This window comes from Mycobacterium sp. MAC_080597_8934 (assembly GCF_000523975.1).
Classification (GTDB): domain Bacteria; phylum Actinomycetota; class Actinomycetes; order Mycobacteriales; family Mycobacteriaceae; genus Mycobacterium; species Mycobacterium avium.
Map to the genome: position 1 here is coordinate 1 of NZ_JAOS01000002.1, position 17,043 is coordinate 17,043.

The following is a 17,043-nucleotide window of genomic DNA, read 5'->3' on the forward strand; positions in this document are numbered from 1 at the left end:
GCGTTTTTGCGGTCGTTGAAATCCCGCGGTCTGGCCGGAGTCCAACTGGTCATCTCCGATGCCCATGCCGGACTGCGCAGTGCCATTGACGCCGTGCTGATCGGGGCCGCCTGGCAGCGGTGTCGAGTGCACTTCCTGCGCAACGTGCTCGCCCAAGTGCCCAAGGGCTCCGCAGAGATGGTCGCCGCCGCGATCCGCACCGTCTTCGCCCAGCCAGACGCCGAGCACGTGCGCGAACAACTCGACACCATCGCCGGCATGCTCGGCCGCCAGTTCCCCAAGGTCGAAACCATGTTGCGCGAGGCCGCCGCCGACATCACCGCCTTCGCCGACTTCCCGGTGGCCCACTGGAAAAAGATCTGGTCAACCAACCCACTATCCGTTAACCGGCTCTCGGGGACACGGTTCGGGCTGCAGCGTGAGGTTCACGCACAAGCGCTGAGCACGGATGGATGCTGTCTGCATCTCGGTGGGGGAAGGCGGAGCGGCGATGCGGGTACTCAAGAGCGACAGCGGATATGTCCTGGAGGGCGACTGGGACGGGCAGGACGCGGTGAACGCGTTTCTCAACCATTTGGCGGGACGGGGGTTCAGCGCGGCCACGGTGCGGGCCTACGCATTCGACGTCGCCAATTTGAGCCGGTTCCTCGTCCAGCAAGCGGTCGGGCTCGCCGCGGTCGATGCGCCGTTGGTGTTCGACTGGATCGACTGGCAAGGCGTCCGCCGAACGGACCAGCCCACCGGCGGTCACCGCTCGTCGACCCCGCCGGCAGCTTCGACGGTGAACCGCCGGGTCGCGGCAGTGCGCGCGTTATTCGAGTATCTGGTGATGACCGGTGTCTGCACCGACAATCCGGTGCCGTCGCCGCGGCGGGGACAGGGCTGCGCCAGTCGCAGCGGGGGTTGCTCGGTCATCTGGGTCCCGGGCGTGCACGCAGTGGCGGTAGGTTGGTGCGTCAGCCGCAGCGTCTTCCGGAATCGTTGTCCACCAACGATGTCGACGCGTTCCTGGCGACACTGGCAACGCACCGGGACCGGGCGATGGTGCTGGTGATGCTACTCGGAGGGCTGCGTTCGGCCGAGGCGCGTGGCCTGCTGCTCGCCGACGTCGATATGGGCCGGCGCCGGCTTCGGGTGATCGGCAAGGGCGGCAAGGAACGTCATGTCCCGGTCGATGCGGCGTTCTTCACCGAGCTCGCCGCCTACCTGCGATGGGAGCGGCCGCCGGGGTTGGCGACGCCGCAGTGCTTCGTAGTGCTGCGCGGCCCGACGACCGGTGCACCGGTCAGCGAGGCCGGGCTGCGCAGCCTGTTCCGTCGGCACCGGGAGACCTCTGGCGCCACAAGAGTCCGCCCGCACCGTTTACGGCATACCTACGGCACCGAATTGTCGGCGGCCGGAATCGATCTGCTGGCGTTGCGGGCGTTGATGGGGCATGTCTCGCCGGAGACCACGGCCCGCTACGTGCATTTGTCGATCGAGCAGCTCGCCGCCGAATACGGTGCTGCTCGTGCGACGTTGGCCGGAGCCCGGCAGTGACCACGGTGTTGGTCGGCCAACCCGTAGGCGCCGACGAGGTGGTGGCGGATTATCTCGACCACGTCGCCACCCTGGGTTTGAGCGGGCGGGCGGTACGCGACCGGATTCGGATCGCTCGCGACTTCACCGCACGCCACCGCGACCTGCACGCCTGGATGACGCTGCCGGCAGCCGAGCGGATCGCCGAGATACGGGACACCGGGGCGTGGCCGCTGATCTGTCACACGATCGGCACCGGCCGGTTACGGCTGGACGTCGAGCTGGCCGCGGTCAAACAGTTGACCGGGCTGGGCCGCGCAGTGGAGGACCGGGATCCGAGCGGATTCGCCGCGTTGCGGAATGCGGGAATTCGGTTGGGCTGGAGGAGTTCCTGGGTCGAGACGGTCCTCGGCGAATGTCTGGCGGTAGTGCTGGCACACCACGGCGGAATGGTCGCCGACCTGACCGGCGACGCGCTCGACGACTTCGACGCCGCGCTGTCACGTACCGTGGTGCCGCCATCGTCGCGGCGGGCATACAGGGGGCGGCTGGCCAGCCTGCGGCAGCTGTTGTTCGAGACCGCGGTCATCGACACCGCGCCGAAACGCCGGCGGTGGGCCCGTAGCCTCGAGCAGCGCTTCACCGAGGTGGAGATGCCCGACCCGATCCGTCAGACGTTGCTGCGCTACATCGGCGTGCGCGCGGCGGTGCTGCGGCCCAAATCGGTCGAGTCGCTGATCAACGACCTGCTGCCCTTCGCCGAATACCTCACCGCTCACCATCCCGACGTCATCAGCCTGCGTGAACTCGACCGGAGCTGCATCGAGGGCTACCTGAAATGGAATCGCACCCGGGGCTGGCGTGGTCAGCGCGCCGCCGCGGGCGCCGGGCGCACCGTCTCGGCCGCGGTGGCCCAGTCGGCAGTGCTCAGTCTGCGCAACCTGCTCGACGACATCACCGCCTGGGGCTGGGCGCAGGCCCCACCACGGCGGTTGGTATTCGCCGCCGACGTCCCCAAACTCGACCAGCCGTTGCCACGCGCGCTAGCACCCGATGTGGACGCGGCAGTGATGAACGCCGTTGCCCACCTGCAGGATCCGTTCGCCCGCATCGGCCTGACCGTGCTGCGTGGTGCCGGCCTGCGGGCGGGGGAACTGCTCGACCTCGAACTGGGCAGCATCATCGACTACGGACCGGCCGGAACCTGGCTGAAGGTGCCACTGGGCAAGCTCGCCACCGAACGCATGGTCCCGCTCTCCGCCGCGACCCTCGCCGCGCTCGACGAGTGGGTCGCCCTCCGCGGCACGCACCGGCCGCTGCCGCACCCACGCACCGGCGTGCTCACCGACTTTCTGTTCACCCGGCACGGACGCCGCCTGGGCTACACCCGGCTGCGCAACGGGCTGCTCACCGCCGCTGAATCCGCCGGGTTGCACCGTCCCGACGGCGGCGTCCTGATGGTCACTCCACATCAGTTGCGCCACACCTGGGCCACCGAACTCGCCAACGCCGGGATGAGTCTGCAGGCCTTGATGTCCTTACTCGGGCACGTCACTCCACAAATGACGATCCGCTACGCCACCCTGGCCTCGCCCACCCTGCGCGCGGCCTACGACGAAGCGATGGGCAAGATGCGCCGCCAGTTCACCCTCACCCCGGTCGGCAAACCGATCCTGCCCGACAAGGTCGGCTGGCTGCACAGTGAAATGCTGAAAACCCGCGTTGCACACGGATACTGCGCTCGCCACGAATCCGCGGGCGCGTGCCCTTATGCCAACATCTGCGAAACCTGCGACAACTACGTCACCGCCCCCGAATTCCGCGACACGCTCACCGACCAACTCGCCGACGTCCAGGCCCTCAGAACCGACGCCGAGTGCCGCGGCTGGACCGACGAAGCCGCCCGCCACGACCGCGTCGCCCACGCCCTTACCGACCACCTCCAGCGCCTCGATCGATGAACATCCCACCCCGACGGGTTGACCCGCCCCCGAGGGCCGGATAATGGAGCGATTGAACAAGGAAATCAAACGCCGCACCGACGTCGTCGGCGTGTTCCCCAACCCCGCCGCGCTGTTACGGCTGGCCGGCTCGGTACTCGTTGAGGCCCACGACGAATGGCAGGTCGCCGACAAGCGCTACCTCTCCGAGACCAGCCTCGCTCTGCTCGACGTCAGTGACCAAAGTGCCGAAACCATTGCCCCCACAGCCGCTCTCACGGCATAGTGGCTACCACAGAGCCACACGCGGACACGCGACCGCTCTTACACCACTCCACGGGACGTGACCGATAGACGTCTCGGCCCCACATGACCGCGGCGCGCTCAAAGCGCGGATTGACGAAGCTCTGGAGAGCACGAATCTCATGGTCGCCGTTCGTGTTACCGGTGATTTCAGCACGATTCGCACCCGCACCGTCACGGAGCAGCATCCGCCGTTCCGGCCCTTCACCGAGGCCACCGAGGATCAGCAGGAGGTGACGTTTACCGACGTGACTGGGACGTTGGTCGGATTCCGCATGCCCGACTACGAGCAGGGCATCTCGGTGGCTGGCTACCACTCGCACTTCATCGACGCCGAGCACCGGCATGGCGGACATACCCTTGACTACCAACTGGTTCGGGGAACCGTCGAGATTGGCGTGCGCACCGAACTGCATCTGAGTCTGCAGCGCACCCCGGGCTTCCTTGGCGCCGAATTAAACCAGCCGAATCTGGACGGTCAGATCCGCCAGACCGAGGGCGGCTGAAGACGGGCGAAAACGAAGCGCGCTCGGCTCAGCGGGTGGTCGAGACATTGCACGCATATGGAGTTCGATATGTCTTCGGTGTGCCCGGGGCCAAGATCGACCCGGTCTTCGACGCCCTCCTCGACAGTGGTGCCGAACTTGTCGTGTGTCGCCACGAACAGAATGCGGCGCATGCGATGTGGGATCCCTCTACATCTTTGTGCGCTCGTCTGGGTTCATGGCGGCTGCTTGTTAGAGGCCAGGGCAAGGTTGCACCTCTGCGGCCCCAGCATTATTATCGACTGATAATAACGCTCCGAGGAAGCTAGCACCATGCCCGGATCGCCTACCAAAGATAAAGGATTGGCGTCATGCTGCTTCCCCTCGCGCCGGAGCCATTCACGGTTCCCACTGATCGCGACCTGCTCCCCTCGGAGCGGCGAGAATTCGTGCGTACCCATCGTACCTGTGTTTACGGTTACCGCCGGCGAAACGACGGTCCGGCGATGTCGATCGTGTACTACATACCGACCGACAACGACGAACTGCTGGTGTCCACGATGGCCGCTCGTGGCAAGGCCCGGATGGTCGAGAGAGACGGCAAGGTGAGCCTCTGCGTTCTTGATGAACGCTGGCCCTTCGCATATCTGCAGGTGTACACAGACGCCACCATCGAGCGAGACCACGATCTGGTGGTCGATGTAATGATGGCCGTCGCTGGTCGGATGTCGGGTGAGCCACTCCCCGAGGAAGCGCGTCCGATCGTTGCCGCCAAGGCCGCTGAGGAGGATCGGGTCGTCGTGCGTTGCCGCCCTTACGCGACTTTCGCGCAGCCACCGGCTCACCTCTACCGCAATGATCAAGAGGAAGAGATCGTTCACTGGGTGTCGACCACCGTGCCCTGGGACGCACCCGATCCCGCCTGATTCGCGTCCTCTCGAATCGCCAGTAACGTGACGCAATGAAAACCAAAGCGCCCCAACACGCACCACGCCAGCGTCGGGTGCGAACTGATATCCGCGAAGCACTATTGAACGCGGCACTGGTCGAGTTCGGAGCCAAAGGCTTCGACGGCGCATCCACCCGTGCGATTGCGGCGCGGGTAGACGCGCACCAGCCCCAGATCAATTACCACTTCGAATCGAAGATGGCGCTGTGGACCGCAGCCGTGGACCACTTATTTGCGCTACTCGGCGAGGAGATGGCTGGGCTCTTCCCAACTGGTCCGACCAACATCGACGCAGCGCAATTGGCAGTGGACTTCGCTGACGGCATACGGCGGTTCGTGGCATTTGCCGCCCGACATCCCGAACTCAACCAAATCATGGTCCATGAGGGAACCGCCGACTCCGACAGACTTGCTTGGTTGACCAAAACTCACGTCAAGCCACTCTTTGATGCCGTTGCATCCGCGTGGACGCTACTGCGCGAGGCCGGGGTGGCCGCTCCCATCGACAGCGACATCGTCTACTACCTGCTCGTCGGCGGGGCATCGACTCCCTACAGCAACGCGCCCGAAGTGCGCCTTCTCACCGGACACGATCCGCAATCATCTAAGTGGATATCCGCGCACGCGGATGCCCTGATAACCACGCTGCTACCCGGAATTTCATGCTCCAGGCCCGCCTCACGCCCGCGGAGGAACTCGGAGACTGAACCGCGTTTCGACTGAAGTTCAACACTCGCCAAAACAACACCGTGACAACACATTGCGGCCCAAGTTGTAATTAGCAGCTTCCGAATGACGCAAGCCCCGGACCCGCGTACCTCGCCAGCTGGGTCGTCAAGACTGCTTGCGCTAGGCAGATGATCGACTGGTACGGCTCGTTTTCGGCCCCCATGTCGTGCAGGCCGAACGATGGATCGGCCGCATGCTCGCCGGGACGCGACCCAGCGTGTGGTCACCGCGTCGCGCGATTCGTCATCGATCGGCGCCACCTGCGTAATCAACGCAGAGATGAAAAAACTCGACACAGCGTTGATTTTTGCATAGGTTCGGGTCATGCCCAAGACGTTCTTCATCACCGGTGTGAGCAGCGGACTCGGCCGCGCCCTTGCGCACGGTGCGCTGGAAGCCGGCCACACCGTCATCGGCACGGTGCGCAAGACCGCCGATTTAGCCCCTTTCGAAGCACTGGACGCGAAGGCCCACGGCCGGATCCTCGACGTCACCGACCACGCGGCGGTCATCGACACCGTCGCCGAAGCCGAAGCGTCCATCGGGCCTATCGATGTCCTGATCGCCAATGCCGGTTACGGATTGGAAGGCGTCTTCGAGGAGACGCCGCTGTCGGAGGTGCGCGCGCAGTTTGAGACCAATTTCTTCGGGGCTGCCGCCACCGTGCAGTCGGTGCTGCCGTACATGCGCAAGCGGCGGGGCGGGCACATCATGGCCGTCACTTCGATGGGCGGGTTGATGACGGTACCGGGGCTCTCGGTGTATTGCGCCAGCAAGTATGCGCTCGAAGGCCTGCTGGAGAGCATCGGCAAGGAAGTTGCCGGGTTCGGGATCCACGTCACCGCAATCGAACCCGGGTCGTTCCGGACGGATTGGGCGGGCCGGTCGATGGTCCGCGCCGAACGCGCTATCGATGACTACGACGCGGTGTTCGAGCCGATCCGTTCGGCACGGCTGCGCGCCAACGGCAACCAGCTCGGTGATCCGGCAAAGGCCGCGACGGCCATACTGACCGCCGTCGAAGCTGCGCAGCCACCCCGCCACCTCCTACTGGGATCCGATGCGCTCCGGCTGATCCGCGCCGGACGCGACGCGGTCGACGCTGACATCGCGGCCTGGGAGTCGTTGTCGCGCAGCACCGATTTCCCCGACGGCCATCAGATTGCGGCGAGTTGACCCGGCGACGAGCGGGCGAACCCCGCAAAGGTGACCTCCGCGAGGCCGCGATCCTGGACGCGGCCGAGGAGTTACTGGGCGCCATCGGCTATGACGCGATGACGATCGCCGACATCGCCGCACGCGCCGGCATCACCCGCGGAGCGCTCTACTTCTATTTCGGATCCAAGCAGGAAGTCATCACCGCGTTGTTCGCCCGCACCGTCGCGGTGCTCCACGAGAAGTCGCGGGCCGCAACCGAGGACGCCGCCAGCGGGGCGAAGGCGATCGATACCGCCATGCGACGGACCGAGGATCTCTGGCGCGAGCACGGCGTCGTCATGCGCACGGCGATCGACCTCGCGGCCACCGTTCCGCAACTCGATGCATTGTGGAAACAGACGGCCGACATCTTCGTCGTTGCGATCACCGCAATACTCGAGCACATGGGTGTGCCGGCCGGTAAGGGGCCCGACAAATCGGCGGCCATCGCTGAGGCTCTGTGCTGGATGATCGAACGCAACTTCTATCAAGCATCCCGAGTGTCGCCCGCCCGCCTGACTCGAGCGCGACAGACCTGTACCGAAATATGGCTACGAGTCGCCTCTTGAGTCGCGCTGTGCCCTGTTGCCGCAGAGAAAGGAGAGCACCGCCAGCCCGCAACTTCGCAGTGTCGCGACGAGACGCCTCTGCCCTGACGGGGGAGAAGAAGGTGTGGCAGCGGCTAGCTGCTCGGTCAAATGTCGGGGTGACCAGACTCGATCACCGGTCGCCGTCGGCCTTCCGCAGCGGATTTGGAACTGGCGATTCGGGGACACCGCTGAGTTTGCGGAGTGTAGCGATGCAAGCTTGAAGTTCTTCGAGAGCCACGCTGGCCGCCTTGGCTCGGAAGAACTTATGCAGTTGGCGCAACGATTCCTTTTGCACGCGCGCACTTCGAGCCGTCACCTGGATGCGTCTGAACCGCCCCCTGCGGGACGGTGGCTGGACCTATAATCTCCGGTTATGAACAAGGTCACGAAAATCTTGTTTACGCTGGTGCTCGCCTTTGCCGTCTCGACGACGTCGGTGAGTTGTGTGCCTCCCTACTGCCCCCTCACCGGCGCCCCGGCCGCCATTTGCTAGTCGGCTGCGGCCGCTGACGGGGTTAACGCCCGCCGCACGGCTCGGTCAGCCGCTCGGCCGGTTGCGGCTGTTTGGGGCAGCCGCTGATCTACCGGAGAAGCGACGCGAGCTTTTTGGCTGTCTCCTTGGCCGAGGCTGGATTCTGTCCGGTGACGAGGTTGCCGTCGACGACGGCGTAGGAGATGAAGGGAAGTTTGGCTTTTTCGTAGAGCGCGCCACGATCCTTGGCTCGTTGCTCCGCGTTGTAGGGAACGAGCTTGTCGACGCGGGCGAGGACCTCTTCTCGCCACGAGAAGCCCGTCATCTTCTTGCCCGCGATCAGGTAGGAGCCGTCGGAAAGCGTGGTGTTGAGAAGTCCGCAGTAGCCGTGGCACACCGAGGCGAGGATGTCCCCGCGTTCGTAGATCTCACGGGTGATGCGTTGCAGCCCAATGCTATCGGGGAAGTCGTACATGACAGCGTGGCCCCCGGTGAAGTAGATCGCGTCGTAGTCGGCTGAGTCGATCTCGTCGGGGCTGCGGGTGTTTTCCAGGAGTGCCATCTTGCCCGGGTCGGCGCGCCAGGCCTTGGCGGTCTTGTCGTAGTTGGGGAACTTTAGCGCTCTGGGCTCCAGCGGGACCTTGCCGCCGGAGGGGCTGACGAGGGTCTGCTCCAAGCCGTGCTCGTCGAAGACGTGCCACGCGTGGGTGACCCGACAGCCATAGGCCGGTCGGGTGCTCGGGCTCGTCGTAGTGGGCCACGTTGGTGACCACGTTCAGGATGCGTTTGGTCGTCGGCGGCCTGCTTTCGTGTGATTGACGGATCGGTGAATCGGCTGCAGCGCTTCCTCCGGGGTACCCGAATCCGCGACGGGATCACCAAAATCAGCTGCGGTGTCACCGTCTCAGACAACTCTCGGGTCTTGCACGGCCGGCCAGATGTTTACAGAATCGCGTCGTGCAGCGCGTCGCGGTCGTGGGGTCCGGCGGAGCGGGTAAGACCACCTTCTGCCGGGAGCTGGGGCGTCGTACCGGTCTTCCCGTAATTCACCTGGATCACCATTACTGGCGTCCGCACTGGACGCCGACCCCGACGGATCAATGGCGAAAGACGGTGGCGGAGCTGGCCGCTGGGGATCGCTGGATCATGGACGGCAACTACCGTAGCTCGCTCGACCTACGCCTGGAGCGGGCCGATGCAGTGATCATCCTTGCGTTCTCACGCTGGCGATGCCTGGTTGGGTTGTTGCGCAGATGGTGGACGAACAGGGGACGGGCGGTGCAAGCCGACGGCTGCCCCGAACGCCTCGATTGGAAGTTCCTGCGATGGGTATGGCGATACCCGATCGACAGCCGACCGCTCCTCGATGCCGCCCTGGTGCGCTATGCCGACACCGTCCGCGTCGTCGAGTTGGCGTCACCCGCCGTCGCGCGATCGTTCTTGCGTGAGTTGCCCGCATAATCCTCAGGCAACGTCGGCTCCGCGAGTCGGCTCCGACCGCGACTGCAAGGTCGTGCATCGGATTCACGCCGAACGCCGCGACGAGCTGGAACCGACCGCCGGGCAACAAAATTGGCGACATCGCCTGATGACGCTGAGGCATGACCCGTTGAAACAAGCCCGCTGACAATCAGGGCTCTTCCGGCGTCACATTCGCCCGTACGCGACGGCGACCATGAGGAAGACCACCGCGGTCAGCAGAACGATCATCGCCAGCGGATCGATGAGGTCGAATATCATCCGATCACCGGCGATCAGCTACTGCCGGCCAGGTGAACGCCGTACGGCACCGCCTTCAGCAGAGTGACGGTGAGCGGGGCACCGTTGGGCAGGATGTAGCTGCGCTGCTCACCCGGACGCGCACCCGCGATCGCGGCGCCCAACGGCGACCGGATCGAATAGACCTCGGTGCCGTCGTACTCGGCGCCGCGCACGCTCAACAGGAACGTTTCGATCTCTCCCGTGTCGTCGTAGCGGATGGTCAACACCATGCCGGGTTCGGCGACCCCGTCATCGGGCGGGTCATCACCGACCACGGCGTTGACCAGCAGGTCATGAATCCGGTGGATGCGCAGCTGCCAGGCACGCTGAACCGCCAGAGAGTTCTCGTCGGTGGCGCTGCCGACGGCACTGGTATCACGCAACTCGCGAAGCGTGGCCAGTTCCCGCTGCAATCGTTCGTGGGCTTGCGGCGAAATCCACGCGGGCTGTGTGCTGGTCATGCCTGTCTCCTCTCGTCAGCCAGGCCGGCGTCAGCGCACCGTTGAATGCCTTGTGGGGAACGGGGTTTCGAGTCTCCTCCCGCGTAGGGCACGACCTTGAGCAACGTCACCACGCGGCCGGTGTCGTTGGGTATCGCGTAGATGCGTTGCTCGCCGGGGCGCGCGCCGGCGATCGACCGCCCCAGCGGTGACGCCATCGAGTACACCTTGACCCGGCCGTCACCACCGTTGCGCCGACCGAGCAGAAACGTCTCCGTCTCGCCGGTCGCGTCGTAGCGAATGGTGAGCACCATGCCGGGTGCGGCGACGGCCTGGGCGGCGCGATCCCCGGATCCCGGGGCGGTCGCCAACAGCTCCTCGAGCTCACGGATTCGGTTGCGGCGCACCGACGGACGCGCAGCACGACCCGGGCGGTAATCCATGAAGTCGTCGGGAAACTCGACACTGCGCTGGGAGCGCAGCGCGGAGAGCTCGTCACGCAGCCCGCGGTGGTACTGCGATGTGGACGAGGCGATCGTGTCGGTGGTCATGCTGGTGAAAATCCTTCCATGAGAAGAGATGTCGTCAGGGACGGGCCGACATACGGCAGCCGTCCCTGACGACGCGGAACCCCTGCGGTCGGGGCGAGTCCCGGAGTTGCTACTTCCCATGGTGGCCGGTCCGCGGGCGCCGCGTTTGCTGGAAACGGACAACGGCGCCGCGGCCCGTTGTCGCGGCCCGACAATGCCGTCGCGCCCGAGTTGCGGCACGTCGACGGCTCGCCGCGGTGGCTTGGACGAAACTTAACCTGTGGCGGTGCTCGTCGGCGTGTCTTCGCCACCATTTACGTGTCGTGGACACAGGGGGAGGTGGGGGAGGTGGACACAGGGGGAGGTGGACGCAGGGGGAGCCGCGTATCCCTACCGCTGGTCGACAAGCCTGTCGAAGTCGCGTTGCCATGCGGCGTAACGCCGTCGATCGAGGGCGGCGCGGGCGGCGGCGAACAAGGCCGCGGCGGGCAAACTCACGGCGCACCAGGACACCACCGCGAACGCCACCGCCTCGTCGAGGGCGGTCCGATCCGGCGGCGTCACCGGCGAACCCGTGTCGTCGACCCAAATCTCAACCGTGTCACCGGCTTTGACATTCAGCGGCGCGATGACATCGCCGGCATGTTCGGCGCCGGCGTACTGCCACCGGGCGGGCACCCTTACCGTCGGGCTGTCAAGATCTCGGCGGGGATGGCTGTCCCCGACGGCCGTCGCGGTCACCGTCCGCCACGTCTGGGACTGCTCGGCGTAGACGCGACTGCGGGATTCGTGGACGGCGGTGCCGATGGTCGCGGCGACGGGCACCGCCGCCAACGAGACCGCGACCGCCAACACGAAGATCAGCGCCTGCACCCGGTCGCTCACGCGTACCAGTGGATTTCGCCCGAACAGGTGCGCCAGCAGGATCCGCGGCAGCGGGATGTGCACGGTCTCCAGTTCCGCCGCGGCGTCACCGCCGCGCCCGCCGGTGAGCCGCTGATGATCGCGACCCTTGGTGGTCATCGGATGCTTCCTGTCAAGCCTGGACATCGCGCGGGGCCCGCACCCGAGCGGGCCATGGACAACCTCATCATCGGGCGGACCGTCGGCGAGCGCGTTGCCCGTGGCGCACAACGGTGGTGCGGCGATTTGTCGGATCCCGACAGCGTCGATGCTCAGTCGGTGTGGATGGCAGCGAGTTCGATCATCATCGCCAGCCGCTTCTTGGAGTCGTCCAACGACAGGTTGGTGATCTCGGCCATCTTGCGCAGCCGGTAGCGCACCGTGTTCTCGTGCACTCCCAGCTGCCTGCCGGCCTCGGCGGGGTCGCCCTGGGCCTGCAGCCAGGCCCGCAGCGTGGCCAGGTAATCGGTGCCGTTGGCGCGGTCATGGCGGCCCAGGTCGGCCACCGGCCCGCGGGTCGGGCACGCCCGGACCGCGCCGCGGCACGCAAACGCTGCAGCAGGATGTCGTCCCACGACTCGTCGTAGGCGGGCGGCGGTGCGGCAGGCGACATCTCGTGCAGTGCCAGACACTCGTCGGCCTCCTGGCGCGCGGCGGCCAGATCGCCAACCTCGGCCACACCACTGATTCCGGCGATCACGGTCAGCCGCTCGGGCAGCGCCGCCCGCAACGCGCCGACCCAGCGCCGCGCCGTCGACGCCTCATCGGCGGGCAGCACGGCGTAGACACTGTTGCCGGCCAGTGCGCTGCGCCCGGGCCGTGACCAGCCGAACCCGGTGGTGGCGCGCTCGAACGCCAACAGCAGCGGGGCATCGCGGTCGGCGCCGACGAAGGCCTGCACCGCGACCACGCGTAAACCGTTGTGCGCCAAGCCCAACCGGCTCGCCACCGTGGCGGCGTCGGCGGTACCCTCCAGCAGCCGGATGACGAGTTCGGATTCGACCTGTCGCTCCAGGTCCGCGCTGGCGCGCGACCGCAGCAGGTGTAAGGCCACCGTGCGCGCCCCGTCCGCCAAGGCGCGCAGCGCCGCCGGCTGCAACGGCGCCTCACACGCCACCCACACAGATCCGATCAACTCCGCGCCGGCTCGCACCGCCACCACCATGCGCCCGGAGAGACCCCGCTCGGCGTCCTCGGCGACGAACAGCGGCTCGTCGGCGACCTGCAGGTGGGCGAATACCCCTCGGGCCTCCAACAGCGCGCGCAACGGCTCGGGCGTCTGCCGTTGCAGGACCGTCTCGACCAAGGCCGGATCGGCCTGGGCCAGCCGCGAGTACGCCAGCACGCCCAGGTGCCGATCCTGGATCACCACCGGGTTGCCGATCCCGTCGGCCAGGCTGTCGGCCAACGCGAAAAGATCCGTTGGGCCACGCCCGGATTCGGTCTCGCGGCCTTCCAGAACCAGACCGTAGACGACCGCGGCCACCGCGCTCCACGACACCGTCGGATCGATCACCAGGACAGCGCCGACGTCGGTGACGCCGTCGAACGTCATCGGCGTCTCATCGTCGCGCAGCACCACCACCGCGGCACGCGCCGACGCCGCCCAGCGCACGGCTTCGTCGAGCGAGCCGGCGCCCACGGCCAGCAGGACGTCGCCCACCACCGGGCGGTCCTCGGGCGTCTCGTGGATGACGACGCTGCGCAGCTCGGTCGACCGGGGCACCGCCGACCACCGCAAGCGGACCCCGTAGCCGCCCAAGACGTTCACCAGGCGGTCCAACGTGATCACGAGCCGGCTCCAACGATGCTCAGAAACTAGAGGCAGATTCCTTCGTATCCTGCCCCCCGAGGTCAGGTGCAACAACTACGCCGGAAAGCCGCCCCGGTGATCGCGTCAAAAAAATCTTGGGGAGAACCTTGCCAGAACACCGAGACGGAGGTAAATAAAAACTGTGTCGCGAGACATAGATAATCGATGGCGGGTAGACGACAGATTGGAGTGTTGGAGGTGACGACCATGTTGGTGCGCAGCGATCCCTTCCGTGACCTCAATCGCTTCACTCGGCAGGTCTCGGGCACCGCGGCGCATCCGTCGGTGATGCCGATGGACGCCTGGCGCGACGGTGAACAGTTCATCGTCGAGTTCGACCTGCCGGGAATCGACGAGCAGTCGTTGGACCTCGACATCGAACGCAACGTGGTGACGGTGCGCGCCGAGCGGCCCGACGTCGATCCGGGGCGCGAGATGCTGGCCACCGAACGGCCGCGCGGCGTGTTCAGCCGCCAGCTCGTGCTCGGCGACAACCTGGACACCGACCGCATCGAGGCGACCTACACCGACGGGGTGTTGCGGTTGCGAATTCCGGTGGCCGAGAAGGCGAAGCCGCGCAAGATCGCGGTCAGCCGGAATGGGCAGGCCGCCGTCAACGCGTGATCGGCCGGTCAGATGCTGACAGAAGGCGGGTTAGTGATGACGCGCTGCAGCACCGTGGCCTCGCCGGCGCCCGGCACAGCCATCCAGGACCAGCAGGCGCCCTTGCTGCTGGACGATCCGCCGGTGGCCACGCTGATCGCCGAGGTCGATGCCATCCTGTGCGCGGCGGCGGAAGCCCTGCTTCGTCGGCCACCGGCGCCACCAGTGGTCGGGTGCGCCCTGCTCGGGCCCCGGTCACCTGGTCGGTCTTGGCAGATACCGGCGCGCCCGCGGACCGGACCCGTGCGCGACGTGTTCGCCGCGGAGCGCGGCCCTCCGCAGCCCATCCCCGATGGGACCGTTAACGCAACGATCCAGGAAAGGCAGGTGATGGCATCACCAACACGATGATCGGGTCAGCCCGCCGGCCGGGCAGCACCGTGGGCGCTACCTCAGTGTGCGAGGAGACGCCATTGCCCAGCAGGCAACTCACCCGGGGGCGGGCGGCCCCACCCTTCGTTGCGCCGCGACGCGGCGGCAAGCTATAGAAGCCTGAAAGCGTTGACAGGCAAAGGTATTCGTTGAGTCGCAAAAGGGAGGGGTAAGAGTCGTGATCGCACAAGCCGTCCCCCACATCGGTGCGCGCAAGTACTCCGGCGCGTTACGCACCGCTGTGCCGGTCGAGGCTGATCCCGCCGACTGGGCAGAACAGCAACAGCTGGTGCCCCTGCCCGACGACGAATATCCGCACCTCGGCGGCGACCGTCGCGTCCTGGTCACCAGCGGTCTCGGCATCGACTGACCGTTGCGGTCCGCCCCGCCCCAGGGCTGCCCTCGGCGGGGCGGACCGGGTCAGCGGCACGCATTTGCATCCAGCGGGATCGGCCGGTCGGTGGGCTGGCCATTGATGTGCTTCAGTTGACATAGATTTTGTGCCACCTGCGCAGGTATTCTTTCCGAGCCAGGAATACCGGGTCATTTCGACAGGGAGAAACCAGTTGACCGGCGATGCGACCGCTCGATCCGCGCGCGGCGTCTACGGCATTTCGGTGGCCGCCGAGCTGTCCGCCACCCCGCCGCAAACGCTGCGGCTGTACGAACGACGGGGACTGCTGACGCCGTCGCGCACCGACGGCGGCACCCGTCGCTACAGCGACGACGATCTCGAGCGCCTCAAGCGGATCAGCGAATTGGTCGGCCAGGGCATCAACCTCGCCGGCATCGCCCGAATACTGCACCTGGAAACCGAAAACAACCAGTTGAAGTCCGACTACACCAGGCTGCAACTGTCCAACGCCAAACTCCGGGATCGATCCAAACCCTCGCCGAGCCGGGCCACCTCCCGTCGCACCGGAGAAAAGCAGACGCCCTGACGGGTTCGCAACCGGTCGGGTGTTCACGTTGCACGCCGAGGCGGTCGCCAACCACGACGCCGAATCATCGGGCGACACAGCGGTCTTCGAGGCCGCCCACGCCGTCGTTTCGCCCCGCCGGAGCGGCTGAGCCGCCGCCCGAAGGGCCGTCGCGCACCCGGCGGCCAACTCCTTGCACTTTCTTGTCATTTCAACGTATTTCGGCCTGCCGATGGTCTACTGTGGTCGAACTCGGTGACGCGGGCGTTGAAGGGTGAGGAAGTACGGGAGAGGCAGACCGATGAAGTGGCTGGCGGCGTGGTGGGGACAACCCGACCATTTCGATTGGCTGACCGGCTATTTGCAAGATCACGGGTTCGGCACGGCCACCCGCCGGGCGATGGCCGTGGTGGGTGCCTCGCTGGTGCTGGTTCCGGCCAACGTGCTGTGGGGCGCCACGCCGTTCTTTCCCGGGCTGACGCTGACGGTCTCGGTGCTGGCCGGCATGGTGGGGCTGGGCATGGCGGTGCTGTGGCTGCACGGGTGGCCCACCCGCCGCCAGTCCGTCGTCTTCGCGCTGACCGGCAGCGTGGCCATCGGCGCCGGCTGCCTGTGGCAAACCGAGCCGCTGGTCGGACTCATGGCATGCTCGGCGCTCTCGGTTACCGGCGGCTACAACGCCTTCTTCCACACCGCCAAGTTCATGGGCCTGAACTTCGGGTTGGCCGGCGCCATCGGGGCGCTGCAGGCGGCCCGGCTGGCCGCGTCCGGCCAGGCGATGCTTGCCTTCACCGGGTATTTCCTGGTCCTCGAGCTCAACGTGATCGTCCCGCTGTCCATCCAGATCGTGGTGCGTGCACTCTGGCTCGACTTGCTGCGCGCCAACCGCGACCCGCTGACCGGGCTGCTGAACCGCAGAGCGTGTAACCGGGCCATCATCGGACGCATGCTCACCGGGGCCAGCCACATGTTTTTGGCCGTGGCCATGGTCGACCTGGACCGGTTCAAGGCGCTCAACGACACGCACGGACACGCCGCCGGCGACGAGGCGCTCATCGCGGTGGCCGGCGCCCTGACCGCGGCCTGCGGCGACACCACCGTGGTCGGCCGCGTCGGCGGCGAGGAATTCCTGGTCGCCGACATCGTGAGCACCGAGCAGCTACCCGGGTGGGGCCACCAACTGTGCGAGGCCGTGGCCGCGCTGGATCCGCCGGTGACCGCCAGCGTCGGCACGGCGACCCTGCCGCTGCGCGACCTCGTGTCCGAATACGCCGAACACGCGTTTCACCAGTTAGTCGCCCAGGCCGACAGCGCCATGTACGAAGCTAAACGCTGCGGCGGCAACCAAACCCGGCACCGGCCCGCCCAGGTCTCTACCTGATCGACACGCGCGCTATTGGTCTGGTCAGCCGGCGCGCCGACGGCTAGAGTTTACACAATTGTTGCTGTAAAAATCGA

Annotated in this window: 16 protein-coding genes and 5 pseudogenes; 15 read left to right on the forward strand and 6 right to left on the reverse strand. The window is 66.4% G+C overall.

Annotated elements, in window-relative coordinates; genetic code table 11:
• The 10 genes and pseudogenes from NF20_RS25855 to NF20_RS02050 form a co-directional block, all read left to right on the forward strand.
• Positions 1–378: pseudogene (locus tag NF20_RS25855) on the forward strand (transposase); the annotation flags it as partial.
• A gap of 112 nt (positions 379–490) precedes the next feature.
• A pseudogene (locus tag NF20_RS28655) lies at positions 491–1,539 on the forward strand (tyrosine-type recombinase/integrase).
• On the forward strand, positions 1,536–3,479 hold the full coding sequence (locus NF20_RS02020) for a tyrosine-type recombinase/integrase (RefSeq protein WP_007172497.1): 1,944 nt from the start codon (positions 1,536–1,538) through the stop codon (positions 3,477–3,479). The pseudogene NF20_RS28655 and the gene NF20_RS02020 overlap by 4 nt, the downstream one beginning before the upstream one ends.
• 43 nt (positions 3,480–3,522) lie before the next feature.
• A pseudogene (locus NF20_RS02025) lies at positions 3,523–3,744 on the forward strand (transposase); the annotation flags it as partial.
• 64 nt (positions 3,745–3,808) lie between these two features.
• Positions 3,809–4,267: an acetolactate decarboxylase gene (locus tag NF20_RS02030; RefSeq protein WP_224188572.1), complete on the forward strand. Its 459-nt coding sequence runs from the start codon at positions 3,809–3,811 to the stop codon at positions 4,265–4,267.
• A gap of 35 nt (positions 4,268–4,302) precedes the next feature.
• A complete protein-coding gene (locus NF20_RS27845) occupies positions 4,303–4,575 on the forward strand; it encodes a thiamine pyrophosphate-binding protein (RefSeq protein ID WP_224110892.1) in 273 nt (90 codons plus the stop codon).
• A 42-nt stretch (positions 4,576–4,617) separates the two neighbouring features.
• The gene (locus NF20_RS02035) at positions 4,618–5,172 is read left to right on the forward strand and encodes a pyridoxamine 5'-phosphate oxidase family protein (RefSeq protein ID WP_023900956.1); all 555 of its coding nucleotides are present in this window, start codon (positions 4,618–4,620) and stop codon (positions 5,170–5,172) included.
• A 35-nt stretch (positions 5,173–5,207) separates the two neighbouring features.
• A complete protein-coding gene (locus tag NF20_RS02040) occupies positions 5,208–5,918 on the forward strand; it encodes a TetR/AcrR family transcriptional regulator (protein WP_024637172.1) in 711 nt (236 codons plus the stop codon).
• A 330-nt stretch (positions 5,919–6,248) separates the two neighbouring features.
• Complete coding sequence (locus NF20_RS02045) at positions 6,249–7,100, forward strand: oxidoreductase (protein WP_011724504.1); 852 nt, start codon at positions 6,249–6,251, stop codon at positions 7,098–7,100.
• On the forward strand, positions 7,097–7,690 hold the full coding sequence (locus NF20_RS02050) for a TetR/AcrR family transcriptional regulator (protein ID WP_003875965.1): 594 nt from the start codon (positions 7,097–7,099) through the stop codon (positions 7,688–7,690). Before NF20_RS02045 ends, NF20_RS02050 begins: the two co-directional genes overlap by 4 nt.
• 602 nt (positions 7,691–8,292) lie before the next feature.
• Here the strand turns inward: NF20_RS02050 and NF20_RS02055 are convergent.
• Positions 8,293–9,007, reverse strand: a pseudogene (locus NF20_RS02055) (type 1 glutamine amidotransferase domain-containing protein).
• Positions 9,008–9,140: 133 nt separating this feature from the next.
• On the opposite strand from NF20_RS02055, the gene NF20_RS02060 reads away from it, so the two are divergent.
• Complete coding sequence (locus NF20_RS02060; RefSeq protein WP_224188558.1) at positions 9,141–9,644, forward strand: hypothetical protein; 504 nt, start codon at positions 9,141–9,143, stop codon at positions 9,642–9,644.
• A gap of 293 nt (positions 9,645–9,937) precedes the next feature.
• Here the strand turns inward: NF20_RS02060 and NF20_RS02065 are convergent, their stop codons facing one another.
• The 4 genes and pseudogenes from NF20_RS02065 to NF20_RS02080 form a co-directional block, all read right to left on the reverse strand.
• Positions 9,938–10,405 carry a GreA/GreB family elongation factor gene (locus NF20_RS02065; RefSeq protein ID WP_003875970.1) on the reverse strand — a complete coding sequence of 156 codons (468 nt, stop codon included), beginning with the start codon at positions 10,403–10,405 and terminating at the stop codon, positions 9,938–9,940.
• On the reverse strand, positions 10,402–10,935 hold the full coding sequence (locus NF20_RS02070; protein ID WP_023900950.1) for a GreA/GreB family elongation factor: 534 nt from the start codon (positions 10,933–10,935) through the stop codon (positions 10,402–10,404). The genes NF20_RS02065 and NF20_RS02070 overlap by 4 nt, the downstream gene beginning before the upstream one ends.
• 369 nt (positions 10,936–11,304) lie before the next feature.
• Positions 11,305–11,937, reverse strand: coding sequence for a membrane protein (locus NF20_RS02075; RefSeq protein WP_019732302.1), 633 nt, complete (start codon positions 11,935–11,937; stop codon positions 11,305–11,307).
• Between the two features lie 152 nt (positions 11,938–12,089).
• Positions 12,090–13,609, reverse strand: a pseudogene (locus tag NF20_RS02080) (PucR family transcriptional regulator).
• Positions 13,610–13,837: 228 nt separating this feature from the next.
• On the opposite strand from NF20_RS02080, the gene NF20_RS02085 reads away from it, so the two are divergent.
• Complete coding sequence (locus NF20_RS02085; protein ID WP_003875974.1) at positions 13,838–14,254, forward strand: Hsp20/alpha crystallin family protein; 417 nt, start codon at positions 13,838–13,840, stop codon at positions 14,252–14,254.
• A gap of 8 nt (positions 14,255–14,262) precedes the next feature.
• Here NF20_RS02085 and NF20_RS27545 read toward each other — a convergent pair whose 3' ends face one another.
• Positions 14,263–14,409 (reverse strand): hypothetical protein, encoded by a 147-nt coding sequence (locus tag NF20_RS27545; RefSeq protein ID WP_019732300.1) that lies wholly within the window; start codon positions 14,407–14,409, stop codon positions 14,263–14,265.
• Between the two features lie 434 nt (positions 14,410–14,843).
• Between NF20_RS27545 and NF20_RS02090 the strand changes: the two genes are divergently transcribed.
• The 3 genes from NF20_RS02090 (at position 14,844) to NF20_RS02100 (ending at position 16,966) form a co-directional block, all read left to right on the forward strand.
• The gene (locus tag NF20_RS02090; RefSeq protein ID WP_003875975.1) at positions 14,844–15,035 is read left to right on the forward strand and encodes a hypothetical protein; all 192 of its coding nucleotides are present in this window, start codon (positions 14,844–14,846) and stop codon (positions 15,033–15,035) included.
• 196 nt (positions 15,036–15,231) lie between these two features.
• Positions 15,232–15,606 carry a MerR family transcriptional regulator gene (locus tag NF20_RS02095; protein ID WP_003875976.1) on the forward strand — a complete coding sequence of 125 codons (375 nt, stop codon included), beginning with the start codon at positions 15,232–15,234 and terminating at the stop codon, positions 15,604–15,606.
• Positions 15,607–15,886: 280 nt separating this feature from the next.
• Entirely contained in the window at positions 15,887–16,966 is a 1,080-nt protein-coding gene (locus tag NF20_RS02100; protein WP_023864604.1) for a GGDEF domain-containing protein, read from the forward strand.
• Positions 16,967–17,043: the final 77 nt, after the last annotated feature.